Here is a 23,971-nt window from a genome sequence, read left to right on the forward strand (position 1 = left end):
GGCCGTCTTGGAGGAACCATGTTCCGCAGCGCGTACGCAGACGTCCCCACCGTCGAACTCCCCATCCACGAAGCCGTGCTGGGCCGCGCCGCCGAGTTCGGCGACACCCCCGCCCTGATCGACGGCACCGACGGCACCACCCTCACGTACGCCCAACTGGACGCCTTCCACCGCCGCGTGGCCGCCGGACTGGCCGAGGCGGGGGTGCGCAAGGGAGACGTGCTCGCCCTGCACAGCCCGAACACGATCGCCTTCCCCACCGCGTTCTACGCGGCCACGCGCGCGGGCGCCTCCGTCACCACCGTGCACCCGCTGGCAACCGCGGAGGAGTTCGCCAAGCAGCTCACCGACTCGGCGGCCCGCTGGATCGTCACCGTCTCGCCCCTCCTCGGCACGGCGCGCAGGGCGGCCGAACTCTCCGGCGGTGTCGAGGAGATCCTCGTCTGCGACAGCGCCCCCGGACACCGCTCGCTCCTCGACATGCTCGGCACCACCGCCCCCGAGCCCCAGGTCGCCATCGACCCGGTCGAGGACGTGGCCGCGCTGCCGTACTCCTCCGGCACCACCGGCGTCCCCAAAGGCGTCATGCTCACGCACTCCCAGATCGCCACCAACCTCGCCCAACTGGAACCGCTGATGCCGGCGAAACCCGGCGACCGCATCCTCGCCGTCCTGCCCTTCTTCCACATCTACGGCCTGACCGCCCTGATGAACGCGCCGCTCCGGCAGGGCGCCACCGTCGTCGTCCTGCCCCGCTTCGACCTGGAGGGCTACCTCACGGCCATCCAGAACCACCGCATCACCGACCTGTTCGTGGCCCCGCCGATCGTCCTCGCCCTCGCCAAGCATCCGCTGGTCGCGCAGTACGACCTGTCGTCCCTGCGGCACATCGTCAGCGCCGCCGCGCCCCTCGACGCCCAGCTCGCCGCCGCCTGCTCGCGGCGTCTGAACCTGCCGCCGGTCGGCCAGGCGTACGGCATGACCGAACTGTCGCCCGGCACCCATGTCGTCCCCCTGGACGCCATGCGCGACGCCCCCGCCGGCACCGTCGGCCGTCTCATCCCCTGCACCGAGATGCGCCTCGTCTCCCTCGACGACCCCGGCAAGGACCTCGGCGCCGGCGAGGCCGGCGAGATCCTCATCCGCGGCCCCCAGGTCATGAAGGGCTACCTCGGCCGCCCCGACGCCACCGCCGCGATGATCGACCCCGACGGCTGGCTGCACACCGGCGACGTCGGCCATGTCGACACCGACGGCTGGCTGTTCATCGTCGACCGGGTCAAGGAGCTCATCAAGTACAAGGGCTTCCAGGTCGCCCCCGCCGAACTCGAAGCCCTGCTCCTCACCCACCCCGGCATCGCCGACGCGGCCGTCATCGGCGTCTACAACGACGAGAACAACGAGGTCCCGCACGCCTACGTCGTCCGCCAGCCCACCGCCGCCGACCTCTCCGAAGGAGAGGTCATGATGTACGTCGCCGAACGCGTCGCCCCCTACAAACGCGTCCGCCACGTCACCTTCATCGACGACGTCCCAAGGGCCGCCTCCGGCAAGATCCTGCGCCGCCGACTGAGGGAGCTCACATGACCCTGATCGACCGCACCCGCGCGCGAGGCGTCGAGACCCTCACCCTCGACTCCCCGCGCAACCGCAACGCCCTGTCGGCCGCACTGGTCGGCGAGCTGACGGACGCGCTGACCGACTGCGACAAGGACGGCGACGTCCGCGCGGTCGTCCTCACCCACACCGGCAACACCTTCAGCGCCGGCGCCGACCTCAAGGACCCGCCCCACCCCGACGCCCTGGTGGGCCTGCTCCGCCAGATCGTCGCCGTACCGAAACCCGTCCTCGCGCGCGTCACCGGCCACGTCCGCGCCGGCGGCCTCGGACTGCTCGCCGCCTGCGACATCGGGGCGGCGTCCACCGCGGCGACCTTCGCCTTCACCGAGGTACGGATCGGGGTCGCCCCCGCCGTGATCTCCCTCCCGCTCCTGCCCCGCACCGACCCGCGCGCCCTCGCCCGCTACTACCTCACCGGCGAACGCTTCGACGCCGCCGAGGCCACCCGCATCGGCCTGCTCACAGCGACGGGCGACGACGTGGACGCCGTACTCGAACCGATCCTCGAAGGACTGCGCAGAGCCGCCCCCGAGGCCCTGGCCGAGACGAAGCGGCTGCTCACAGTTAGGGTGCTGGAAGCCTTCGACCGGGACGCGGCCGACCTCACCGCGCTCTCGGCCCGCCTGTTCGCCTCCGCGCAGGCCCGCGAAGGCATGACGGCCTTTCTAGAACGACGGGACCCCACATGGGCGCTGTGAGCACGGTCGGCGACCGTATGGACCGTTCCCCGGGCGAGCGCACCCCCAAGCAGGACCGCAGCCGGGCCACCCGCCAGCGACTCCTCGAAGCCGCCGTGGCCTGCCTCGCCGAACACGGCTGGGCGGGCTCCACGGTCTCCGTCGTCGCCGAACGCGCGGGCGTCTCCCGAGGCGCCGCCCAGCACCACTTCCCGACCCGCGAGGACCTCTTCACGGCAGCGGTGGAGTACGTCGCCGAGGAACGCTCCGAAGCGATCCGCGACCTGTTCCCGCAAGGCGCCGCGGCCGGCGACCGCCGAGCCGTCGTCTCCGCCCTCGTCGACCTCTACACCGGCCCCCTCTTCCGGGCCGCCCTCCACCTGTGGGTCGCCGCCTCCAACGAGGAGCAACTACGCCCCCAGGTCACGGAGTTGGAGGCCCGGGTCGGCCGCGAGACCCACCGCATCGCGGTGGACCTGCTGGACGCGGACGAGTCGAGGCCGGGCGTACGGGAGACGGTCCAGGGCCTGCTGGACATGGCCCGCGGCCTGGGCCTGGCCAACCTCCTCACGGACGACAAAGGGCGACGGGACAAGGTCGTCGCGCAATGGACTCAGTTGCTGGAAGCGGCACTCACGGACTGAGCCGCTCCACCCGCCAACTCCCGTCCGCCTCGGCCACGTACCGCAACCGGTCGTGCAGCCGGTTCTCCCGCCCCTGCCAGAACTCCACCGCCTGCGGAGCCACCCGGAAACCACCCCAGTGCGGCGGCACCGGCACCTGCTCGCCCTCCGGATAACGGGCCGCCAACCCGGCGTACGACGCCTCCAGATCCGCCCGCGTCCCGATCACCGACGACTGCTCGCTCGCCCACGCGCCCAACTGCGAACCATGCGGCCGGGTACGGAAGTACGCGGCGGTCTCGTCCCGCCCCGTGCGCCGCGCGACACCCGTGACGATCACCTGGCGGGCCATCGGATGCCACGGGAAGAGCAGCGAGACGTACGGGTTCTCGGCGAGGTCACGCGCCTTGCGCGAGTCGTAGTTCGTGTAGAAGACGAACCCCCGCTCGTCGAACTGCTTCAGCAGCACCGTCCGTGCACTGGGGCGCCCCTCCGCGTCCGCCGTCGACACCACCATCGCGTTCGGTTCGAACAGATGGGCCTCCGTCGCGGCCTGCTTGAACCAGCGCGAGAACTGCTCCACCGGAGTGGCGGCCAGCTCACCCTCGGAGAGCCCCTCGGCCCGGTACTGCTTACGCATCGAGGCGGGGTCGGGAAAGACGGCATCGGTCACGTGGTCATCTTGCCGTATCGAACGTCACTCCACGGAAGGTGGCACTGAGTGCCGCGAACCCTGCCCAAGGGTGGCACTCGGGGATATGGTGCAGATGCCACCCCCGTGGGGTGACCGCCGACCCAACGGGGCATCACTGGGATGACCGCCCAGGACCGCGAGCCCCGCACAGGCCGTGGATCCGTCGGCGTCACCCGTCGCACACATCATGAGGAGCCGCCTGATGTCCGACTTCGTACCTGGCCTCGAAGGAGTCGTCGCGTTCGAGACGGAGATCGCCGAACCGGACAAGGAGGGCGGCGCACTCCGCTACCGGGGCGTCGACATCGAGGATCTCGTCGGTCACGTCTCTTTCGGCAACGTCTGGGGCCTGCTCGTCGACGGCGCCTTCCGCCCCGGCCTGCCGCCCGCGGAACCCTTCCCGATCCCCGTCCACTCCGGCGACATCCGAGTCGACGTCCAGTCCGCGCTGGCGATGCTGGCCCCGGTGTGGGGCCTCAAGCCCCTCCTCGACATCGACGAGGCCCAGGCCCGCGACGACCTCGCCCGCGCCGCCGTCATGGCCCTCTCCTACGTCGCCCAGTCCGCCCGCGGCCAGGGCCGCCCCATGGTCCCGCAGCGCGAGATCGACAAGGCCCAGTCCGTCGTCGAACGCTTCATGATCCGCTGGCGCGGCGAACCCGACCCCAAGCATGTCGCTGCGGTCGACGCGTACTGGACCTCCGCCGCCGAACACGGCATGAACGCGTCCACCTTCACGGCCCGGGTCATCGCCTCGACCGGCGCGGACGTGGCCGCGGCCCTGTCGGGTGCGGTGGGCGCCATGTCGGGCCCGCTGCACGGCGGCGCCCCCTCGCGCGTGCTCCACATGATCGAGGAGATCGAGCGCACGGGCGACGCGGACGCGTACGTCAAGCAGGCCCTCGACAAGGGCGAACGCCTGATGGGCTTCGGCCACCGGGTGTACCGCGCCGAGGACCCCCGCGCGCGGGTGCTCCGCCGCACCGCCCGCGAGCTGGGCGCGCCGCGCTTCGAGGTCGCCGAGGCGCTGGAGAAGGCGGCCCTGGCGGAACTCCACGCCCGCCGCCCCGACCGCGTCCTGGCCACGAACGTCGAGTTCTGGGCGGCGATCGTCCTCGACTTCGCCGAGGTCCCGGCGCACATGTTCACGTCGATGTTCTCGTGCGCCCGCACCGCCGGGTGGTCGGCGCACATCCTGGAACAGAAGCGGACGGGGCGCCTGGTCCGCCCCTCCGCTCGCTATGTGGGACCGGGCGTGCGCAGCCCCCAGGAGATCGAGGGGTACGGGAACATCGCCGCCCAGTGAGATGAGTGGCCGAGGGGCGCTGTTCACGCCGGAGTCAAGAGGCTCCCGTGATGGCGCTCCGCCACCAGCGGATGCGCCCGCAGCTTGCCCTTGAGCTCGTTGTAGCCGTACTCGGCGAAGAGGGGGTTGGTGGGGTCGTCGGAGACACCGGGCGCGGCGGAGGCGTACGCGAACGGCAGCGGCTCCACCCGCCCGTCCAGCCGCGGGTTGTAGAAGAACGGCACGGAGAACCGCTCGGTGGCGCCGGGCGGGGAGACCACGCGGTGGTTGGTGGCGACCAGATACCCGTTGGTCGCCACCTCCAACAGCTCCCCGAGATTGACGACGAAGGCCCCCTCCAACGGCGGCACGTCGTGGAAGAGCCCGTCCTCACGCTGCACCTGGAGGCCGCCGACCTGGTCCTGAAGGAGCAGGGTGAGGAACCCGTAGTCCTTGTGGGCGCCGACCCCCTGATCGGCGCCGTCACCGGCACTCCCCGGATACCGCACGAGCTTGAGATGCGGGTGGGCGTGCTCCCCGAAAATCGGGTCGTAGAAGTCCGCCGGCGCCCCGATGGAGGCGAGCAGCTCGTGCAGCAGCCGCTCGGCGACGGAGCTGAGCCGCTCGACCCAGGCGAGCGCGGCGGTCCGCAGCTCGGGCAGGGAGTCGGGCCACTGATTGGGCCCCTCCAGCCACCAGTACGCCGGCTCACCGGCCCCGGGTATCCGCGCCGCCCGCTCGGCCCCGATGTCCAGCTGGTCCCGCCAGTCCCGACTGCCCCCGGTGCGCTCGTCACCGGTGCGGGTGTACCCCCGGAAGTGGGGCGAGCGCACGTTGTCGATGGCCAGCCGCTCCCGCTCGGGCAGTGCGAAGAACGTCCGCATGGCGGAGAGCAGGGAGTCGGTCTCGGCCCGGCTGATCCCATGCCCGACGAGCTGGAAGAACCCCACGTCATGGGCGGCACTGTGCAACTGGGCATGCAGCAGCGCACGGGCCTGGGGACCGCGGTCGGCGGCCGAGAGATCGATGATCGGGAGCTGCTGGTACGACGGATTCGTCGACACGTTGGTCATGGTGCGTCCGCAGAGGGTGAGAGGGAGAAAACGCGGCAGCGGATGGCTGCGCAGCGGGGCTGGAGGCTCAGATGGAGCGTCGACAGCCCATGCTCGTGACGCGGACGTAGTCCACGTGGCGGCGTCGAACGAGCGAAAGCATGAGGTCAGGGTACTGCGTGCCGCAAGAATCGCGGGTGGCGCAGGTCACTCTCGTAAATCCTGCGGACCCTGACAACGTAAATCCTGCGGATTTTGAAAACGCAGACGACCCGCGAGCTCGGGTTCCTCCGCCGCAGCGGGGGAGCCGGCCGGACGTACCGGCGAGCTCGCGGGTCGGGTGACTGCGTTGGTTTGGCCGGCTGCGTGTTTCGTGCACACGCTGGTCCGGCACCGCACTGAATGTGGTGACGGGCTACTAGCCCGCAGCCACCTCGCACGTCCGGGATTCATACATGTACCGGATCACCTCCTTTCAGCGATGGGCCCCACCCTAAGAATCGTCGAGTCGCCGATCAACCGGTTTTTCGAGATGTTGACGGAGCAGGTTCCGGCCGGACGCTGTAGCCGTATCCGTCGCCTCGCTGTAGGAGCCGCAGATTCCTGTGGCGGACGTTGAACCGACCCTCTGGTGTGGTGAGGCTGTGCTGCCCGTTGGCTCGGACGGAGATGCGACCCGTCCACGTGCCCGCCCACTGCCCTGTCGGCACGTTGGCCTGCACGAGGTCCCCGGTGACGTATCCGAAGTGCTGCTTGGTGCGGGTCCGCCGCAGCCGCGGGAATCCGAACCGGTCCGGAGTGGTGCGAGCGTAGGATCCACGTCCGGTGGCCTTGGCGACAAGCACTTGCCCTGGGTATCGCACGACCGCGTCCCCGGCCTCGTGATCCAGCTGCCCTACGGACAGGGCGTCCAGGGTGTGGGTCTTGGCCAGTCCCATGGCGCTGCGATTCTCCATCGTGATCTGACCCGTCGAGTTGTGGACGGGGGTGCCGAGGCCTTCCAGTGCCTCCATGAGCAGCCGTTGGGTCGCGTTCATGGCGGCGGCGTCGCGGAGGGGTGCCTTGATCTGGCGAAGGATTTGAGTGAGCCGGGCTGGTCGGTTGGCGAGGAACACTTCGACGAGTCTGGTGCCTTTGGCGGTGTTGCAGGGGATGCAGGCCAGGACGAGGTTGGCGATCCGGCTTGAGCCTCCTCGGCTGCGGGGCCTGAGGTGCTCGATGTTCAGGGGGATGCCGGTGGCGTCGCAGTAGGCGCAGGCGTTGTTCCACTTCTCACGCAGATAGTCGCGAGCAGTGGTTCCCGAGAGTGTGCCTTGCGTGTACTCGGCTCCTTTGAGGGTCCTGCCTGCGCTCATGGAGTGGGTGTCGAAGGAGGCCTGTTCCACGTGGATTTCGGTGACGGGTGCGTAGCGGCACAGCCGGTTCGCCATGGAGAAGGTGGTGTCGACGCGGTGGCGCAGAGACGGGGGCAGCCAGCCTGTCGGTCTGGTGCGGTTGTGGGAACGGGGTTTCCGGTAGCGGCAGTTGGCCGAGCGTCTTCTGTGCCGGTATCCGGCGCGTTGTTGCATACAGGAGTGGATCTGGTCGCCGCGGTGCTGGAGTTCGATGGAGACGAGTCCACGCCGGACGGTGACGGTGGTCCCGTGGCCGTCAGTTTCCTTCTTCTCATCGGTGAGGGCGAGACCGGTGCCTTTGGAGCCGGGGTCGATGCGTAACTGGACGCCGTCGACGGTTGATTCGGCTCGTGTGCGGTCCTTGAGGCGGATGGTGAAGGGGACTTGCCTGGCGACGACGGCTCGTCCTTTGGTGAGGAGTTCGCGGGCGCGGGCAGGATGGCAGGGCATGAGTGGCTGTCCGTCTTTGGACAGCACGAAGACTCTGCTCGCGCCGACCCCACCGCCGTAAGACAGATCGTGTGGGAGAGCGTCACCGCTCCCGTTCTCTGCCGCCTTCGCCGCCGGAGCGGCGCTCTTGGCGTGACGCCGTCGGGCCGTGGTGCTGTGCCCGTCGGTCTCCCCTCGCCCATGTTCCCTGCCGGTGCCCCGCGCGGTGGCGGGGTGTCCGTGAGCCGTTTCGTCCCTGCTCCCAGGGGTGTCTGCTCCCGCGGATTCCAGAGCAGGCTGCTGAGGAAGCACAGCCTGGTGGGTCTGCTCGCCTACAGGAAACGTAGTCAGCGGGGCACCTCCCTGATCCTGCGGATCGTGATGACTGGGGCTGGTCACTCGGTGACGCTGTGGCCGGGGAGCGAGTGACCTCCTCTCGGTGTATGCCACTGACGTTAGCGGCCAAGATCTACCCCGATGGATCAGTTCTTCGTAAGTAGCCCATTCATGCGAATTTGACGGGTTCCTCGAGCGCGCAGCCGATCTTGTTGCTATTCAGGTCCCCTCCGAGAGGCACAGTGCCGCTAGCCGAGGCAGCCGTCGGCGCATCTCGGCCGTCGGCCTCGTACTGCTTCCAGTCCTCCCAGAAGATCTCGCCGTCCCCGGTGATCCGCTCATAGGCGTCGGAGGCGCAGTAGTTGGCGCCTTCGTCGAAGAGGGCACGGTCCTCGAAGTCGGCGGCGGCCCAGACGTCTCAGCGGTAGTTCGTGTGCACAGCGTCGGACTGTGCCGGCCGGGCCCGACAATCGCCCCACGTCGAGCCCCTAGAGCATGCTCCTGCGCCCCTCCTCGAAGTAGTGCCCCTCCGCCAGGTCCGCGAGGAGGCCCGGCTGCTCCGGCTTCCAGCCCAGGCGCTGTTGGGTCAGGGCGCTGGAGGCGCGGAGGTCCATGGCGGCGAAGTGGGCGATCCAGCCGAAGTGGGCGGCGGCTTCGGCGTGCGGTATGCGGAGGACCGGGACGCCCAGGCCGTGGCCTATCGCGGTCGCGATGTCGTGCAGGGGTACGCCCTCGTCGCCGATCGCGTGGATGCGGGTGCCCGGGGCGGCCTTCTCCAGGGCCAGGCGGTAGAGGCGGGCCGCGTCGAGGCGGTGGACGGCCGGCCAGTGGTTGGTGCCGTCCCCGATCATCGCGGACACGCCCTTCTCGCGGGCCGTGTCGATGAACTTGGGCACGAAGGCGCCGTCCTCGGGGCCGTGGACGGACGGAGGAAGGCGGACCACGCTGGTGCGTACCCCGCGGTCGGCGAGGGCGAGGGTGGCCTCCTCGGAGGGGACGCGGAAGGGCGCCACGGAGTCCGGGTGGGCCGGGTCCTCCTCCGTGGCGTAGATGCCGGGCTCGACGAGGAACGCCGATGTCGTCACGAAGGGCTTGCCGGTGCCTTCCAGCACCGAGCCCATCGCTTCTATGGCGTGCAGGTCGATCACGCCCGAGGCGGCGATGTTCGAGAAGTCGTGCTTGAAGGCGGTGTGGATGACGCCGTCGGCCGACTCGGCGCCCCCGCGCAGGCTGTCGAGGTCGTCCAGGTCGCCGCGGTGCACCTCCGCGCCGACGGTCCGCAATGCCGCCGCGGAGGAGTCGGAGCGGGCCAGGCCCACGACCTCATGTCCCGCGCTGATGAGTTCACGTACGACTGCCGTGCCTACGAAGCCGCTCGCTCCGGTGACGAATACGCGCATGCTGATGCCCCCCAGAGGGATGGAGTTCGGGATGTCTTCAGCTTCGGGAACCTACGAGTCCCGCGTCCAAAGCCTCTTTCGTATACGGCAATGCGATCTGGGCATCACCGCAGCTAGGCTCGTTGTATGGCCGACTCCTCGCCGATCTCCGCCGACCTTGATCTGCGCCTCGTCCGGTACTTCACCGTCGTCGCCGAGCATCGGCACTTCGGTCGTGCCGCCGACGCGCTGCACATCACCCAGCCCTCCCTGAGCCGTCAGGTGCAGCGGCTGGAGCGGGAGTTGGGGGCGCGGCTGCTGGACCGGACGCCGCAGGGGACGCGGTTGACCGAGGCGGGGGAGGTTTTCCTGCCGGAGGCGCTGGCGTTGCTGCGTGCGGCGGCTCAGGCGGCCGTACGCGCGCGTGCCGCCGCTCAGCCGCATCGGATGACGGTCGGTTTCACCTCGGGCATCATCGTGACTCCGGCGGTCCGGGCGGTACGGCACCGGCATCCGGACGCCGATGTGCTGACCGCCCACCTGGCCTGGGACGACGTACACCACGCCCTGCTGGAGCACCGGGTCGACGCGGTGGTGACGCGGCTGCCGTTCCCGACCGAGCGGCTGCGGGTGACGGTCCTCTACGACGAGCCGCGCGTGCTGATCGTTCCGTTGGACCATCGGCTGGCCGGCAAGGAGTCGGTCACCCTGGACGACATCGCCGACGAGCGGCTGCCGCGAACGGCGGACCCGGTGCGCAGCGCGTTCTGGCGGTTCGAGCCGCGTCCGGACGGGCGTCCGGCGCCGGACGGGCCGCTCATCGAGGCGGTGGAGGACAAGTTCGAACTCGTCGCGTCCGGTGAGTCGTTGGCCGTGGCCGCGCAGTCCGTGGGCCGGGTTCTGCGGCCCGATCTGACCATGGTTCCGCTGGACGGCGTCGAGCCCAGCCATGTCGTCGTGGCAACCCGCGCGGACGACCGCAACCGCCTGGTGACGGCCTTCCGCAAGGCCGCGCGGGATCAGCTCACCCCGGGGGCGTGATCGTCTCCAGGAGGTTCGTGACGAGCGGACTGTCGTCGTCCCCGCGCCAGGCCACCGCGACCGTGGTCCGCGCGTCCGTGCCGGTGAGGGGCCGGAAGGCGACGCCCTTGAGCCGGATACGGCGGATGCTCGCCGGTGCGAGCGAGACGCCGAGGCCGGTCTCGACGAGGGCGCAGACGGTCTGCCACTCGGTGGCGTGCTGGGTGACGCGCGGGGCGCAGAGGTCGGTGATGCGGTCGTGGAGGCCGGGGCCCGCCTCGCGTGGCAGAAGGACGAAGGGGTGCTCGGCCAACTGGTCCGGGGTGACCGTGCGGTGGGCCGCCAGGGGGTGGGCGCGGGGCAGTACCGCGACGAAGGGTTCCTTCAGGACCGTGCGGAAGGACAAGTCGGGGTCGGCGGACGGAGGTTCGCGCAGGAGGCCGACGTCCAGGTCTCCCTCGCGCAGGGCGGTGAGCTGGGGTGCGGTGGTCATCTCGCGGATGTCCAGGCGTACTTGGGGATAGTGGTCCAGGTACGTGCGCAGTAGCTCCGGCAGCAGCGTCAGGGCGAGGGACGCGGCGAAGCCGAGGCGCAGGGTGCCGGTCCGGCCGGCTGCCGCCGCGCGGGCCGCCGCGAGGCCGTCGGTGAGGGTGGCGAGGGCCTGTCGGGCGGCGGGGAGGAGTGCGTGGCCGGCCGGGGTGAGGGCGACGGGGCCCGGCGGGCGCATGAGGAGCGGGGCGCCGACCTTGTCCTCCAGGCGTCGGATCTGCTGGCTGAGGGGCGGCTGGGCGATGCCGAGCCGTGCGGCGGCCCGCCCGAAATGCAGTTCCTCGGCCAGGACGACGAAGGCGTGGAGTGGGGGGAGGGAGAGTTCCGGTCGCTGCTCCATATCTCCATGGATATCACTTCATCCAGCCCTTGATATTCGACGTATATCCCCTGCTCACCTAGCGTTCGGCGCATGACGGAGCGAGAGACGAAGCGGCGTGCGGTTCTGAGTGGTTCGGTGTTCGAGGAGCGGATCGGGTACGCCCGTGCCGTGGTCGACGGTGACTGGGTGCATGTCTCGGGGACGACTGGGTTCGACTACGCGACCATGACCATCTCGGCCGACGTCGTCGAGCAGGCCGAGCAGTGTCTGCGGAACATCGGGGCGGCTCTGGAGGAGGCCGGGAGCGGTTTCCCGGATGTGGTGCGGGTGCGGTATCTGCTGCCCGACCGTGCCGACTTCGAGCCGTGCTGGCCGGTGCTGCGGCGGGTGTTCGGGGAGGTGCGGCCGGCGGCGACGATGATGATGTGCGGGCTCGCGGATCCTCGTATGAAGATCGAGATTGAGGTGTACGCGCGGCGGGGAAGTGGAGAGCGTGTCTGATCTTCCGATAGTCCGGGTGGAGCGTGCGGTCGGTGACGCCATGCTCGAACAGTGGCGGTACGTCCACAACGTGATCATCCCGGCCGACCCGCTCGGCTTGGACGCGGTGCGGGAGCGGAGTACGCGCTACCGGTTGGAGAACGCGTACGTCGGTGACGTCCTCGTCGGCTGTTCCACCGTGCGTCCGCCGGAGGGCGGGGACGCGGTGGCGACCGTCATCGCGCGCGTGCTGCCCGCGTACCGGCGGCGCGGGTACGGGACGGCGATCTACGAGAACGGGCTCGCCCACGCGCGCGTACTGGGCGCGAGGACGATCGAGACATGTGTGCTGGCCGTCAACGAGGACGGTCTGCGCTTCGCCGGGAAACAGGGGTTCGTCGAGGTCGAGCGGTATGTGCTCGACGGTGAGAGCGACCTGTGGGTCGATCTCCGGCTGCCCTAGGCGCTCCCGGGTACCGGCACAGGTGCCGGCAGCCGTACCAGCAGAGACAGGAGCGGCGTACAACGATTCCCCCAACTTGTGGGAACTCGGTGTGTGCTGCGTCACGTTCCAGTTAGATGATTGCAAGTGAGCGAACCGACGTGCCGTACGGACGGACGCAGCCTGCAGGGGGTCCAGGTGAGTGCTTCCAGGCGTAGTGGGACCACCGACGAGCTGGGGCCGGACGAGCCCGAGCGGCCCGACGAGCCGGACCAGCCCGAGCGGGACGGCTCGGATCTGCTGGCCGCCCTGCTCGACGGCATGGACGCGGCGCTGTGCGCCTTCGACGCGGACGGCGTCGTCACGCACTGGAACCGTGAGGCCGAGCGGATCCTGGGATGGACGGCGGCCGAGGCCGTGGGGCGGCAGGGGTTCGCCGGATGGGCCGTGCGGGAGGCCGACGCCGAGGAGGTCGAGGGGCGGCTGATGTCCGCCATGGAGGCCCCTGGGCGGCAGGTGCACGAGTTCGCGCTGCTGACCAAGGACGGCGGGCGGGTCCTCGTACGGACGCAGTCGGCCGCCGTGCGCGGTCCGGACGGCAAGCCCGCGGGGGTGTACTGCGCGTTCAGCGAGGTGCACGCGCAGATCGACCTGGAGCGGTCGATCGCGCTGAGCGAGGCGCTGTTCGAGGACGCGAGCTGGGGTGTCGTGCTCGTGGACGCGGATCTGCGGCCCGCGGTGGTGAACGCGCACGCCGCGCGGGCACTGGGCATCGGCCGTACGTCGGTGCTGGGGCGGCCCCTGGGCGAGCTGCTCGCGCAGGGCGTGGAGGAGCTGGAGAGCGCGCTCACGCATGTGCTGGCGGAGGGTGCGCCGCCCGCTCCGGCGGAGATCTGGGTGAGCGTGCGGACGCCGGAGGGTGAGCAGCGGCGTTGCTGGCGGTGCGGCTTCGTACGGCTGGCCTCGCCGCTCGCGGAGGAGCCCGTGCCGTTGGGCGTGGGCTGGCTGTTCAACGACGTCACCGCGGCCAAGCTCGCCGAGCAGGAGGCGTCCCTGCTGCGCTTCCGCGGCAACCAGCTGCATCGTGCGGCCCGCGCGGCCGCCGAGTGCGAGGATCCGGCGGAGGCGGCGACGATCCATCTGGACTTCGCGCTCGCCGGTTTCGCCGACCACGCGCTGATCGACCGGGTGGCCGGGACCACCGGCTCACTGGCCGACGGGGACTCGGATGTGCCGGTACGGCTGGTCAGGGTCGCCGCGACTCCCTCCGGGGCGCCGGGGCCGAGCCTGCTGACCGGGCAGGCGGGGTTGCCGGTGCGGTACGCGGAGGGGCATCCGGCGTTGCAGTGTGTGGAGCGGGTCGGGTCGGTGCGGGCGAGTGTGGGCTCGGTGCCGGTGGAGCGGGCGCGGGAGTGGGCGGTGGCTCGGCAGTGGCCGGGGGACGCGGTGCACGCGCTGTGTGCGGTGCTGCGGAGTCGGGGGCGGACGTTGGGGGCTGTGACGTTTCTGCGGGGGGCTGGGCGGAGTCCGTTCGAGCGGTCCGACGCGGCGTACGCGGAGGATGTGGCGCTGCGGATCGCTGCGGCGCTGGATCTGGCGGGGGTGCTACGGGGGTGAGCTGAGCGTCGGTTGCGGGGTGCGCCTGGGTGGGGGCTGGGCGGGGGTGGGTTTCGCTTGCCCGCGCTGGCGGGGTGCCGCTGCGCCCACCCGTGCCGCCCCAGCGGCACGACTGCCCGCAGCTAGGGCGGCATGCGAGTGCCCGCGGCTGGGTGTCCTATCGCCGGTAGAAGATCCTGTCCCCGTACTCCTCGAACACGCGGTCGTTCCACTCCAGCCCGCCGTCCACGTTGCCCGACCTCAGCATCGGTGGTTCCACGCCCCGCTCGGCCAGGGACGTCGCCGCCGTGGCCACCATGGTCTGCATCAGGGCGGACGTCACCACGGTCGACGCGGGGGCGAAGGGGGCCGGGACCGTGTCGAGGGTGAGTTCCGCGTCGCCGATGGCGATCTTCGAGTCGAGGACGACGTCGCAGTGGTCCTTGAGGTAGGTGCCGGACGAGTGCCGGGAGCGGGTCTCCGTGGCGTACGCCACCGACGTGACGCCGATGACCTTCACCCCGCGCGCGCGGGCGCTCATCGCCATCTCCACCGGCATCGCGTTGCGCCCGGAGAGGGAGACGATCACCAGGGCGTCGCCCGCGCGGAGTGGGGAGGAGTCGAGGACGGCGCTGGCGAGACCGTCGACCCGCTCCAGCGCGGAGCCGAGCGTGGCCGGCATGACGTCGACGCCCACGGCCCCCGGCACGACGAGCAGGTTCATCAGCGCGAGGCCCCCCGCGCGGTAGACGACGTCCTGCGCGGCGAGCGAGGAGTGCCCGGCGCCGAAGGCGAAGAGCCGGCCGCCGGCGGCGACGGTGTCGGCGAGGAGCGTGCCGGCCGCGGCGATGGACTCCGCCTCCTCCTCGCGGACCCGCTGGAGCAGGCCGATGGCGGCGTCGAGGAACCGGTCGGCGGGCGTGCCGTCGCTCATACGAACCCCTTCGGTTGGCTGTGTCGCGGATCACCGTGCGGTCTGGACCAGTGCGGTGTCAATACGGCCGACCGAAGGCCCGGGAAGGGCGTTCCACGGTGGCCGGAGGGCCGACGAAACCGGTTCGTTTCACCGGCGCGGCACGGTTGTCAGTGGTATGCGTCAGAATTGAGGTCAGGGCCAGCGCACGCGCCGCGGAGTGGTCGCGCTTCCGGCAGAGCTAATCGCAGAGCTAATCGAGGGGCACGTATGTCCGGACTGATCGACACCACGGAGATGTATCTCCGCACCATCCTCGAACTGGAAGAGGAAGGTGTGGTCCCCATGCGCGCCCGGATCGCCGAGCGGCTCGACCAGAGCGGGCCGACCGTCTCCCAGACGGTGGCGCGGATGGAGCGGGACGGCCTGGTGTCCGTGGCGAGCGACCGGCATCTGGAGCTGACCGACGAGGGGCGCCGGCTGGCGACGCGCGTGATGCGCAAGCACCGCCTCGCCGAGTGTCTCCTGGTCGACGTGATCGGTCTGGAGTGGGAGCAGGTCCACGCCGAGGCCTGTCGCTGGGAGCACGTGATGAGCGAGGCCGTCGAGCGCCGCGTCCTGGAGCTGCTCCGCCACCCCACCGAGTCGCCGTACGGCAACCCGATCCCCGGTCTGGAGGAGCTCGGCGAGAAGGACGGCGCCGACCCGTTCCTCGACGAGGGCATGGTCTCGCTGGCCGACCTCGACCCGGGCCTGGAGGGCAAGACGGTCGTGGTGCGCCGTATCGGCGAGCCCATCCAGACCGACGCCCAGCTGATGTACACGCTGCGTCGCGCGGGCGTGCAGCCCGGCTCGGTGGTGAGCGTGACGGAGTCGGCCGGCGGGGTCCTGGTGGGCAGCGGCGGCGAGGCGGCGGAGCTGGAGGCGGACGTCGCCTCGCATGTGTTCGTGGCCAAGCGCTGAGCGTCGGGTCCCTTCTCGCGGGCGGCTGGCCGCCCCTCTCTCCGGCAGCCAACTGCTGGGGCGGCTGGGGTGGTTGAGGTGTCCCGGTGATCTCGTGGATGCGGGGCCGATGTGAAGCAGATTCGAAGATTCAGTGCGTCGAATCGCAGCGCTCGGGCGCCTCGCGTGCCAGGCTGTCGCGTGAGGCATATGACCTGAGGGGGCGGGGATGATGTGCCGCAGACGTGTGGAGGGCCCCGGCGCCAGGTGGCGCCGGGGCCTGTCCTCCCCTGTGCTGACCCGGAGCCCCGAGCTCTCAGGGTCATTCCCCTCGGACCGATTTCCCCGAGCGGTCCGCCTCCCGCTGAAGATCTCCCCTCGGCGCCGGCGATCAATCCTTGAGGGAGGTCACTCGAATGAGGGGTGTTGTCGGCGGAGGACGCATTTTCGAATAGGCATTCGATAGCCTCAGGGTGACACGCCGGGCGGAACGTGCGCTTCAGGGAGGGGCGGCGGCGCGACAGCGAGCACGTCAGGCAGGGCAAGGCAGACATGGTTCACAGGACCGGCCGGCTGAGCGGAAGCAAGCGGTCCGAGCGGAGCTAGGGGGGTGCCAGGACCAATGGCGCGGCGCATCGACGTGACCGGGGCAGGCGGCGTACGCCTTGCCGCCTGGGAGTTCGGCGACCCTCCCAAGCCCGACCTGACGGCGGAGCCGAGGGAGCACGGCGTACGGGAACAGGGCGGCGCGGCCGGCCGGCGGGCCGGGCAGCGGACCGCCCAGGGTGCCCTCGACCGCTCGCCCGGCGTGCTGTTACTGCACGGCCTGATGGGCCGCGCCTCCCATTGGGCCCCCACCGCCCGCTGGCTGTCCGAGCGCCACCGGGCCGTCGCCCTGGACCAGCGCGGCCACGGCCGCAGCGACAAGCCCCCGCGGGCCTCCTTCACCCGCGAGGCCTACGTCGAGGACGCCGAGGCGGCCCTCGAACAGCTCGGCCTCGGCCCCGCCGTCCTCATCGGCCACGCCATGGGCGCCCTGACCGCCTGGCAGCTCGCCGCGAAACGGCCCGACCTGGTCTCCGGCGTGATCATCTGCGACATGCGGGCCTCCGCCCTGGGCGCGGCCTCGCAGCGCGAGTGGGCCGACTGGTTCAAGTCCTGGCCCCTCCCCTTCGCCACCCTGGCCGACGTACGGAAGTGGTTCGGCGAGGACGACCCCTGGGTGGAGCGTCCGAACCCGGCCCGCGGCGAGTTCTACGCCGAGGTGATGGCCGAGTCGCCCGACGGCTGGCGCCCGGTCTTCGAACCGGAGCAGATGCTGAAGTCCCGGGAGACCTGGGTGTACGACGCGCACTGGGAGGAGCTGACGCAGGTGCGCTGCCCCACGCTGGTCGTACGCGGTCTCGACGGCGAACTGGGGCGGGCGGAGGCGCAGGAGATGGTCCGCGTCCTGCCCCGCGGGGAGTACGCCGAGGTGGCGGACGCCGGGCATCTGGTCCACTACGACCAGCCGGACGCCTGGCGCGCGGCCGTCGAGCCGTTCATCGACGGCCTGTTCGGAGAACAGGAGCGGTAGGAAGGGCCCCAGCCCTCAGCCCCAGCCTTAAGCCGTCACCCCTCACCCCTTGCTCACCGCCGCCAGGATCTCCGGGAGCCGGGCCGCTGTCCTCGGGGCCGACGCCCGCAGTCCCGCCAGCGTGATCGCCGCTCCGTACAGCGCCCCCGCCGGCAGCAGCACCCAGCTCCATCGGTCGCCGTCCCTGACCACGTTCAGCCAGATCGTCAGCGTGATCACGGGCGCGCACAGCAGCGCGGCGGCGATCATGCCGCCGAAGATGGAGATCCAGGCGAGCCCGGTCTGACCGGGGGCCACGTTCTTGTAGCCCTCCTGAGGGATGGAGTACGGGAACCGGGCCGAGGTCCAGGCGCCGGTCGCCAGCATCGCGCCCAGCAGCGCGAAGGACAGGCCGAGCGCCTCGGGCAGCCTGGCCCAGTCGCCGAGCAGCGCCGTCGTCACGACGGTCACGAGCGTCGCGTACGGCAGGGTGATCAGCAGCAGCGCCAGGGCCCGGCCGCGCAGCTCGACGTAGGCGTCCCGGGGCGAGGAGATGGTCATCGCGACCATCCAGAACGCGGAGGTGTCCTGCCCGAACTGGTTGTACATCTGGATGCCGAGCATCCCCGCGGCGAAGCACGCGAAGTAGATCGAGCCGGTGCCCTGAAGGGCGTTGAAGACGGGCACGATCAGGCCGATGGCCAGCGAGGTCACCCACGCGGCCTTCGTCTTCGGGTCCCGCCAGATGTAGCGCAGGCTGCGCTCGACCACCGTGCCCGTCCGACCGCCCGGCAGCAGCCGTGCGAGCCCGGTCGACGCCCGTTCGCGGGCGGCCGGTTCGGTGGCGGACTGGAGCGTGGAACCGTCGGGCGAGACCATCAGCCGCGTCATGTGCCGCGACCACAGCCCGAGCAACGCCACCAACGCGCCCGCGCTGAGAACGAGTTGGGCGACCGCGACGCCGTACGACCCCGAACTCGCCGCGTCCGCGGCACCGATCGCGGACGCCGGCGGCACCCAGCGCAGCACATCCCCGACCGGGTCGAGCTGTTCGAGTCCGCTCGAACCCAGGCGCTGCGCCCCGAAGTTGACGAACTGCGCCCCGATGGCGATCACCAGCCCGCTCAGCACGGCCAGGTCCCGCCCCTTGCGGCTGGTCAGCAGCCGGATGTTGGCGGCGGCGACGGCCCGCGCGAGCGCCACGCACACCAGCAGCGCGAGCACCACCCCGACGACGGCGACGACGTACGCCACCGCGCCGTGCGCCACCGCCACCGCGGAGCCGACGAGCAGGCACAGCGTGAACAGCGGCCCGATGCCCACCAGCGAGGCCGCGAGCAGCGCCCGCACCAGCGGCCGGGGCCGCAGCGGCAGCATCACCAGGCGCGTCGGATCCAGCGTCTCGTCCCCGCCGGGGAAGAACAGCGGCATCACCGCCCAGCCGGCCGCCAGCACCGCCACCAGCAGCACCACGAGCGACCCGGCGTGCTCGTTGCCGCGCAACGCGATCAGCCCGATCAGCTGGAGCGCCGCGAACAGCAGCGTGACGACGGCCGACGCGACATACGCGGCCCGCCGCCCCCCGGACTGCCGCAGCCCGTTGCGCAGCAGCGACAGCTTCAGCCGTACGACGACGGCGGTGACGTCGGCACTCATCGCGCCGCCCCGCCGCCGAGCCAGTCCAGATCGGAGCCGGCGTCCCGCCCGTGCGCCCCGACCAGCTCCAGGAACGCCTGCTGCAAGGAGGGGGCCTCGCCGCGCACCTCGGCGAGCGTGCCATGGGCCCGGATGCGGCCCGCGGCCATCACGGCGACCCAGTCGCACAGCGACTCGACGAGTTCCATGACGTGCGAGGAGAAGACGACGGTGGCGCCGGAGGCGGTGTACCGCTCCAGCACCCCGCGGATGGTCTGGGCGGACACGGGGTCGACGCCTTCGAACGGCTCGTCCAGGAAGAGGACTTCGGGGTTGTGGAGGAGCGCGGCCGCGAGCCCGATCTTCTTCCGCATGCCGGTCGAGTAGTCGACGACCAGCTTGTGCTGGGCCCCGGCCAGGTCCAGCACGTCGAGCAGCTGCGCGGCCCGCTTGTCGACCTCGGCCCCGGGCAGCCCCCGCAACCGCCCGGAGTAGCCGAGGAGTTCACGGCCCGACAGCCGCTCGAAGAGCCGGAGCCCTTCAGGGAGGACCCCGATCCGAGCCTTCACCTCGACGGGGTCCCGCCAGACGTCGTGCCCGACGACGGAGACGGACCCCTGGTCGGGCCGCAGCAGCCCGGTGATCATGGAGAGGGTGGTGGTCTTCCCGGCCCCATTGGGCCCGACCAGCCCGATGAACTTCCCCGCGGGCAACTCCAGATCAATCCCGGCAACGGCAACTTGCTGCCCGAACCGCTTCCAAAGCCCACGCACACTCACGGCCGACGTCATGCATGCCAACCTACAAAAGGCTATCGATCCCGACCGCAGGCATAAGCAAGCGGCGAGATCAATTCCTCCGCATCCGGCAGCCATCGATTCGCGGGTGTGGGCCGACAAGCCCACTGCACAGCTCCACGTGACCCGTAACGAGTGGGGGGAGCGGCCACGTACGCCCCCTCACCCAACGCCACCAGGTCAAGAGACGACGGCGTCCACCCCAGCTTCCGCACCAGCTCCGGCACCTTCACAGAGGCCCCCGGCAACACAAAGAAGTGCATCCGACGATCAGGCGCCAGGGTCACCGGTCCCAGCGTCAACTCCATCCGCTCCATACGGGCCAGCGCGAGAAACCCGGCCGTCTCCGGGACGGACACCGCGTCGAAGGTTCGCCCCGTCGGCAGCAGAATCGACGCCAGCGGCTGCTTCTGCCACAACCGGCGCGCAACCGTCGCACTGCCGGTCGCCTGCGTCGCCCAGTCCTCCCGCGCCGGGTGCGCGCCGGGTGCGGCGCACGCCGCGTCACCGCAGGAGCAGCGCTGCACCCCGTCGACGGCTTCCAGCCAGGTGCCGGGGAAGACGTCCCAGTGGCGCTCCTCGGCGTAGCGTACGGCTGTCTCCAGCAGCGATTCGCCGCGCTGCTTCGGAATCTGAGCGGCTTCGGTGCCCGCGATCGTCTCTTCCACGATGAACACAACTCCCGCACCCACCTGGAGTTACGGGCGTAACGCGCGCGGGGGAGGGGCATCGATTCCGCATCTGGGGCGCATGGATGCACGTGTGGGGGCGCGCGGGAGGATCTGTCGCGGGACGTGGGTAGCCCACTACGGGGTGGCTTCCGTCTTTTACCCCGGCAATCCTCGCATGCCTCGCATTACCGGTATGTCCGCGGGGCATTGATCTTCACGGCCGGATCTTTTCGCTTCAGGGGTTGTTCCCAGGGGGTATGCCATGGCCGCAAGGCCTCTCGTCGCGCGGCAGCCGAACGAACGGTTGCAGGCGCTCATCCAGGAAGCGGGTTGCTCGAACGCCGGGCTGGCCCGCCGGGTCAACATGTGCGGCGCGGAGCACGGTCTCGACCTGCGCTACGACAAGACGTCCGTGGCCCGCTGGCTGCGCGGTCAGCAGCCGCGGGGCCGGGCGCCGGCGATCATCGCGGAGGCGCTGGGCCGCAAGCTCGGCCGTACGGTCACGATCGACGAGATCGGCATGGCCAACGGCAAGAACCTCGCCTCGGGGGTCGGCCTCCAGTTCTCGCCGACCGTGCTCGGTGCCATCGAGCAGGTCTGTGAGCTGTGGCGCAGTGACGTGGGGCGGCGGGACTTCCTGTCCGGTTCGTCGGTGGCCGCGTCCGCGCTGGTCGAGCCGAGCCGCGACTGGCTGATCTCGTCGCCGGACTCGCAGGTGGCGCGTTCGGCGGGGCCCCGGGTGGGGCAGTCCGACGTGGCGGCCGTGCGGGCGATGACCCAGGCCCTCGTGGACCTCGACCACCAGTACGGCAGCGGCCATGTGCGGCCGGTCGTCGTGCACTACCTCAACAGCGTGGTGAGCGGGCTGCTCGCGGGCTCGTACCGGGAGGCCGTCGGGCGGGAACTGTTCGCCGCGGTCGCGCGGTTGACCGAGCTCGCCGGGTACATGGCCATCGACACCGGCCAACCGGGCCTGGCGCAGCGGTACTACATCCAGGCGCTGCGGCTCGCGCAGGCCGCGGGGGACCGGGGTTACGGCGGGTACGTCCTCGCGGCCTCCATGAGCCATCTCGCCGCGCAGCTCGGAAACCCGCGCGAGATCGCGCAGTTGGCGCGGGCGGCGCAGGAAGGGGCGCGGGGGCGCGCGACACCGCGCGCGGAGGCGATGTTCTATGCGGCGGAGGCTCGCGGGCACGCGCTGATGGGCGACGCGCGGGCGGCGCAGATGGCGTCCGGGCGGGCGGTGAGCGCGCTGGAGTCGGCGGACGTGAACTCCGGGGACGACCCGGCGTGGATCGCCCACTTCGACGAGGCCTATCTGGCCGACGAGTTGGCGCACTGCCACCGTGACCTCGGGCAGGCCGAGGCGGCGGCGCGGCGGGCGCAGGAGTCCCTCGCCGGGCTGCCGGAGACCAAGGCGCGGCGCCGGGCCATCGGGTACGTCCTGCTCGCCACCGCACAGGTGCAGCAGCGCGAGATCGAACAGGCCTGCCATACCGGCCTGAAGGCCGTGGAGTTGCTGGAGACGGTCCGGTCCAACCGGGGCGCCGAGTATCTCGACGACTTCCAGCAGCGCCTGGAACCCTTCCGGGACGAGCCCGTGGTACGGGAGTTCGGGGCCCGGCTGGAGCTTCAGGCCGCCGCGTGAAATCTGTGGGTACGAGGGTGTGAACTCCCGGGAAACGAAGGCTCTTGAGCAGAAAGGAGGGCTTATAGAGCGGATGCGGGCCCGGTTCTGTTACCGCGGTCACAGGGACGCAGGTCACGTCCCGTGCTGCGTGGCACCGGGCTCGGGGGACCCGGTAGCGTGAGCCGACGATTCACAAGGTCCCCCATTAGTAGGAGTCCCGGTGACGCAGAGTGGACAGGGCGAGGAGCCCTCGCCGCGCGTGGCGCGCGAAGGCATCGTGCTGCCCTCCGACGGCGGCGAACCGCTGCTGCCGGGCATGACGGGCGTACCCGCGGGCGGTCACGTTCCGCCGCCCGCGCCCACCGCACCTCCGGCCGCCCCGCCCGGCGCACAGGCCTGGGGCACACCGTGGGGGCCCGACCAGCAGGCCCCGGCCCCGCAGCCGGGCCCCGGTGAGGGCTGGGGTGCCTCGCAGGGACAGCCGTGGGGCGCGCCGGACGCGTACCAGGGTCAGCCGCAGGCACAGCAGGGATACGGCCAGGCGCCGGATCCGTACCAGGCGCAGCCGCCCGCCTACGACACCGATCAGGCGACCTCCTACTACCTGCCGCCGGTCGGTCAGACGCCGCCGCCGTCGCCTCCGCAGCCGTCGGGGTACGACGCCGATCAGGCGACCTCGTACTATCTGCCGCCGGTCGCCCACACGCCTCCCGCCGCGCAGCCGCTGCCGCAGGAGAACCCCCCGGGGCAGCCGTCCGGGTACGACGCCGACCAGGCCACCTCCTACTACCTGCCGCCGGTGGGCCAGCCCCTGCCGATGCCCGCCGCGCCCGCGGGCCCCGCCGAACCGTACGGCGCCGCGACCGGCGCACCCCTGCCGCCGGCCGTCGACGAGGGCGCCACGCAGTACATCCCGCCGGTCGGACCGGGCGCCCTGCCACCCGAGATGCCCGCCGAGCGCACGCAGTTCCTGGGGCAGCCTCCGCAGGCGCAGGGCCCCGGGCCGATGCCTCCGGTGTCGGGGCCGGACGCGGAGGCGACGCAGTTCATCGCGCCGGTGACCGGGGAGCACGGCGGGGAGCGGCAGCCGCCCGCCGAGTTCGACAACCTCTTCCGCAGCGGGCCCGGCGGGGACAGCCCGGCCGGGGCCACGCAGCAGCTGCCGCGCTTCGAGCCGGGGCAGGCCCCCTCGGCGCAGGGCCGGCCGCAGCCGTCGTACGTCCCGCCGTCCGGTACCGGGCGGCGGGCGGGGCAGGTGCAGGCCGACGAGCGGGACCGCAGCGGGCGTACCCGGTCCCGGGTGCCCGCCATCGCGGCCGTCGGGATCGGTATCGCCGTCCTCGGCATCGGGGCGGGTGCGCTGCTGGCGAGCGGTGGCGGCGGCGACAAGGGCGACGACAACAAGCCCGTGTCCGCGACCGCCCCGGCGACCGAGGGTTCCGCCTCGCCGTCGACCGACGCGGCGAAGGAGCAGGCGGTCGCCCTGGACAAGCTGCTGGCCGACAGCGGTGACAGCCGGGCGTCCGTGATCAGCGCGGTCGGCGATGTGAAGGCGTGCAAGGACCTCGGTCAGGCGGCGACCGACCTGCGCAACGCCGCGACCCAGCGCAACGACCTGGTGACCAGCCTGTCCGCGCTCTCCGTCGACAAGCTCGCGAACCACTCCGAGCTGACCACCGCCCTCACCAAGGCGTGGAAGGCGTCCGCGTCGGCCGACAACCACTACGCGGCGTGGGCGGACCAGGTCGCCTCGAACAAGAAGGGCTGCAAGAAGGGCCAGGCGCGCTCCACCCCGCAGACCCTGGCGGGCAACCAGTCGAGCGGCGAGGCGACCACGCAGAAGAAGACGGCCGCCCGGCTGTGGAACGCGATCGCGAGGACGTACGGCCTCACCGAGCGCACTTACACCCAGCTGTAGCCGCCGCACCCC

The 23,971-nt window shown here is 71.2% G+C and carries 21 protein-coding genes; 12 read left to right on the top strand and 9 right to left on the bottom strand.

Features of this window, described 5'->3' with window-relative positions; genetic code table 11:
• The first annotated feature begins 18 nt into the window (after window positions 1–18).
• The 3 genes from OG885_RS25630 to OG885_RS25640 are packed head-to-tail and all read left to right on the top strand — an operon-like array spanning window position 19 to window position 2,941.
• Complete coding sequence (locus OG885_RS25630) at window positions 19–1,587, top strand: 4-coumarate--CoA ligase family protein (RefSeq protein WP_405735417.1); 1,569 nt, start codon at window positions 19–21, stop codon at window positions 1,585–1,587.
• Entirely contained in the window at window positions 1,584–2,318 is a 735-nt protein-coding gene (locus tag OG885_RS25635) for an enoyl-CoA hydratase family protein (protein ID WP_405735420.1), read from the top strand. Before OG885_RS25630 ends, OG885_RS25635 begins: the two co-directional genes overlap by 4 nt.
• Window positions 2,306–2,941, top strand: a complete 636-nt coding sequence (locus tag OG885_RS25640; RefSeq protein WP_405735422.1) for a TetR/AcrR family transcriptional regulator — start codon at window positions 2,306–2,308, stop codon at window positions 2,939–2,941. Before OG885_RS25635 ends, OG885_RS25640 begins: the two co-directional genes overlap by 13 nt.
• Here OG885_RS25640 and pdxH read toward each other — a convergent pair.
• Window positions 2,931–3,560 (bottom strand): pyridoxamine 5'-phosphate oxidase, encoded by a 630-nt coding sequence (gene pdxH / locus OG885_RS25645; protein ID WP_405742867.1) that lies wholly within the window; start codon window positions 3,558–3,560, stop codon window positions 2,931–2,933. The two genes, OG885_RS25640 and pdxH, sit on opposite strands and share 11 nt — an antisense overlap.
• 256 nt (window positions 3,561–3,816) lie before the next feature.
• Here pdxH and OG885_RS25650 point away from each other — a divergent pair, with 256 nt between their 5' ends.
• Window positions 3,817–4,920: a citrate synthase 2 gene (locus OG885_RS25650; protein ID WP_405735424.1), complete on the top strand. Its 1,104-nt coding sequence runs from the start codon at window positions 3,817–3,819 to the stop codon at window positions 4,918–4,920.
• Window positions 4,921–4,943: 23 nt separating this feature from the next.
• On the opposite strand, the gene OG885_RS25655 is transcribed toward OG885_RS25650, so the two are convergent.
• The 3 genes from OG885_RS25655 to OG885_RS25665 all read right to left on the bottom strand — a co-directional run bounded on the left by OG885_RS25655 (window position 4,944) and on the right by OG885_RS25665 (window position 9,510).
• On the bottom strand, window positions 4,944–5,972 hold the full coding sequence (locus OG885_RS25655) for an isopenicillin N synthase family dioxygenase (RefSeq protein WP_405735427.1): 1,029 nt from the start codon (window positions 5,970–5,972) through the stop codon (window positions 4,944–4,946).
• 494 nt (window positions 5,973–6,466) lie between these two features.
• Window positions 6,467–7,822, bottom strand: a complete 1,356-nt coding sequence (gene iscB / locus OG885_RS25660; RefSeq protein WP_405735430.1) for an RNA-guided endonuclease IscB — start codon at window positions 7,820–7,822, stop codon at window positions 6,467–6,469.
• Window positions 7,823–8,598: 776 nt separating this feature from the next.
• Window positions 8,599–9,510, bottom strand: coding sequence for an SDR family oxidoreductase (locus tag OG885_RS25665; RefSeq protein ID WP_405735432.1), 912 nt, complete (start codon window positions 9,508–9,510; stop codon window positions 8,599–8,601).
• A gap of 126 nt (window positions 9,511–9,636) precedes the next feature.
• On the opposite strand from OG885_RS25665, the gene OG885_RS25670 reads away from it, so the two are divergent.
• Complete coding sequence (locus OG885_RS25670) at window positions 9,637–10,530, top strand: LysR family transcriptional regulator (RefSeq protein WP_405735435.1); 894 nt, start codon at window positions 9,637–9,639, stop codon at window positions 10,528–10,530.
• Here the strand turns inward: OG885_RS25670 and OG885_RS25675 are convergent.
• Window positions 10,514–11,398 (bottom strand): LysR family transcriptional regulator, encoded by an 885-nt coding sequence (locus OG885_RS25675; RefSeq protein WP_405735437.1) that lies wholly within the window; start codon window positions 11,396–11,398, stop codon window positions 10,514–10,516. The genes OG885_RS25670 and OG885_RS25675 overlap by 17 nt on opposite strands.
• 72 nt (window positions 11,399–11,470) lie before the next feature.
• Between OG885_RS25675 and OG885_RS25680 the strand changes: the two genes are divergently transcribed.
• The 3 genes from OG885_RS25680 (at window position 11,471) to OG885_RS25690 (ending at window position 13,919) form a co-directional block, all read left to right on the top strand.
• Window positions 11,471–11,881 (top strand): RidA family protein, encoded by a 411-nt coding sequence (locus OG885_RS25680; protein ID WP_405735439.1) that lies wholly within the window; start codon window positions 11,471–11,473, stop codon window positions 11,879–11,881.
• Window positions 11,874–12,323, top strand: coding sequence for a GNAT family N-acetyltransferase (locus OG885_RS25685; protein WP_405735441.1), 450 nt, complete (start codon window positions 11,874–11,876; stop codon window positions 12,321–12,323). Before OG885_RS25680 ends, OG885_RS25685 begins: the two co-directional genes overlap by 8 nt.
• A 177-nt stretch (window positions 12,324–12,500) precedes the next feature.
• Complete coding sequence (locus tag OG885_RS25690) at window positions 12,501–13,919, top strand: PAS domain-containing protein (RefSeq protein ID WP_405735444.1); 1,419 nt, start codon at window positions 12,501–12,503, stop codon at window positions 13,917–13,919.
• A gap of 157 nt (window positions 13,920–14,076) precedes the next feature.
• Here the strand turns inward: OG885_RS25690 and OG885_RS25695 are convergent, their stop codons facing one another.
• Complete coding sequence (locus tag OG885_RS25695; protein WP_405735446.1) at window positions 14,077–14,832, bottom strand: SIS domain-containing protein; 756 nt, start codon at window positions 14,830–14,832, stop codon at window positions 14,077–14,079.
• Window positions 14,833–15,081: 249 nt separating this feature from the next.
• On the opposite strand from OG885_RS25695, the gene OG885_RS25700 reads away from it, so the two are divergent.
• Both OG885_RS25700 and OG885_RS25705 read left to right on the top strand, forming a co-directional pair.
• Window positions 15,082–15,774, top strand: coding sequence for a metal-dependent transcriptional regulator (locus OG885_RS25700; RefSeq protein ID WP_067020955.1), 693 nt, complete (start codon window positions 15,082–15,084; stop codon window positions 15,772–15,774).
• A 601-nt stretch (window positions 15,775–16,375) separates the two neighbouring features.
• Window positions 16,376–17,329 (top strand): alpha/beta fold hydrolase, encoded by a 954-nt coding sequence (locus tag OG885_RS25705; RefSeq protein WP_405735450.1) that lies wholly within the window; start codon window positions 16,376–16,378, stop codon window positions 17,327–17,329.
• 42 nt (window positions 17,330–17,371) lie between these two features.
• Here OG885_RS25705 and OG885_RS25710 read toward each other — a convergent pair whose 3' ends face one another.
• From OG885_RS25710 to OG885_RS25720, 3 genes are read right to left on the bottom strand one after another with little or no spacing between them, the layout of a single operon-like run.
• Window positions 17,372–18,964 carry a transporter gene (locus OG885_RS25710; RefSeq protein ID WP_405735452.1) on the bottom strand — a complete coding sequence of 531 codons (1,593 nt, stop codon included), beginning with the start codon at window positions 18,962–18,964 and terminating at the stop codon, window positions 17,372–17,374.
• Window positions 18,961–19,734, bottom strand: coding sequence for an ABC transporter ATP-binding protein (locus OG885_RS25715; protein WP_399962976.1), 774 nt, complete (start codon window positions 19,732–19,734; stop codon window positions 18,961–18,963). Before OG885_RS25715 ends, OG885_RS25710 begins: the two co-directional genes overlap by 4 nt.
• A 20-nt stretch (window positions 19,735–19,754) precedes the next feature.
• Window positions 19,755–20,417 (bottom strand): bifunctional DNA primase/polymerase, encoded by a 663-nt coding sequence (locus tag OG885_RS25720; RefSeq protein ID WP_405735454.1) that lies wholly within the window; start codon window positions 20,415–20,417, stop codon window positions 19,755–19,757.
• 256 nt (window positions 20,418–20,673) lie between these two features.
• Here OG885_RS25720 and OG885_RS25725 point away from each other — a divergent pair, with 256 nt between their 5' ends.
• Both OG885_RS25725 and OG885_RS25730 read left to right on the top strand, forming a co-directional pair.
• A complete protein-coding gene (locus OG885_RS25725; protein WP_405735457.1) occupies window positions 20,674–22,059 on the top strand; it encodes a transcriptional regulator in 1,386 nt (461 codons plus the stop codon).
• A gap of 202 nt (window positions 22,060–22,261) precedes the next feature.
• Complete coding sequence (locus tag OG885_RS25730; RefSeq protein ID WP_405735459.1) at window positions 22,262–23,959, top strand: hypothetical protein; 1,698 nt, start codon at window positions 22,262–22,264, stop codon at window positions 23,957–23,959.
• The last annotated feature ends 12 nt before the right edge of the window (window positions 23,960–23,971 follow it).

The organism is Streptomyces sp. NBC_00028 (genome assembly GCF_045041065.1).
In the GTDB taxonomy this organism is placed as follows: domain Bacteria; phylum Actinomycetota; class Actinomycetes; order Streptomycetales; family Streptomycetaceae; genus Streptomyces.

Coding starts and splice junctions, on each gene's coding strand:
- OG885_RS25630 (WP_405735417.1), top strand. CDS start 19: ATGTTCCGCAGCGCGTACGCAGACGTCCCCACCGTCGAACTCCCCATC.
- OG885_RS25635 (WP_405735420.1), top strand. CDS start 1,584: ATGACCCTGATCGACCGCACCCGCGCGCGAGGCGTCGAGACCCTCACC.
- OG885_RS25640 (WP_405735422.1), top strand. CDS start 2,306: ATGGGCGCTGTGAGCACGGTCGGCGACCGTATGGACCGTTCCCCGGGC.
- pdxH (WP_405742867.1), bottom strand. CDS start 3,560: ATGCGTAAGCAGTACCGGGCCGAGGGGCTCTCCGAGGGTGAGCTGGCC.
- OG885_RS25650 (WP_405735424.1), top strand. CDS start 3,817: ATGTCCGACTTCGTACCTGGCCTCGAAGGAGTCGTCGCGTTCGAGACG.
- OG885_RS25655 (WP_405735427.1), bottom strand. CDS start 5,972: ATGACCAACGTGTCGACGAATCCGTCGTACCAGCAGCTCCCGATCATC.
- OG885_RS25665 (WP_405735432.1), bottom strand. CDS start 9,510: ATGCGCGTATTCGTCACCGGAGCGAGCGGCTTCGTAGGCACGGCAGTC.
- OG885_RS25670 (WP_405735435.1), top strand. CDS start 9,637: ATGGCCGACTCCTCGCCGATCTCCGCCGACCTTGATCTGCGCCTCGTC.
- OG885_RS25675 (WP_405735437.1), bottom strand. CDS start 11,398: ATGGAGCAGCGACCGGAACTCTCCCTCCCCCCACTCCACGCCTTCGTC.
- OG885_RS25680 (WP_405735439.1), top strand. CDS start 11,471: ATGACGGAGCGAGAGACGAAGCGGCGTGCGGTTCTGAGTGGTTCGGTG.
- OG885_RS25695 (WP_405735446.1), bottom strand. CDS start 14,832: ATGAGCGACGGCACGCCCGCCGACCGGTTCCTCGACGCCGCCATCGGC.
- OG885_RS25700 (WP_067020955.1), top strand. CDS start 15,082: ATGTCCGGACTGATCGACACCACGGAGATGTATCTCCGCACCATCCTC.
- OG885_RS25705 (WP_405735450.1), top strand. CDS start 16,376: ATGGCGCGGCGCATCGACGTGACCGGGGCAGGCGGCGTACGCCTTGCC.
- OG885_RS25710 (WP_405735452.1), bottom strand. CDS start 18,964: ATGAGTGCCGACGTCACCGCCGTCGTCGTACGGCTGAAGCTGTCGCTG.
- OG885_RS25715 (WP_399962976.1), bottom strand. CDS start 19,734: ATGACGTCGGCCGTGAGTGTGCGTGGGCTTTGGAAGCGGTTCGGGCAG.
- OG885_RS25725 (WP_405735457.1), top strand. CDS start 20,674: ATGGCCGCAAGGCCTCTCGTCGCGCGGCAGCCGAACGAACGGTTGCAG.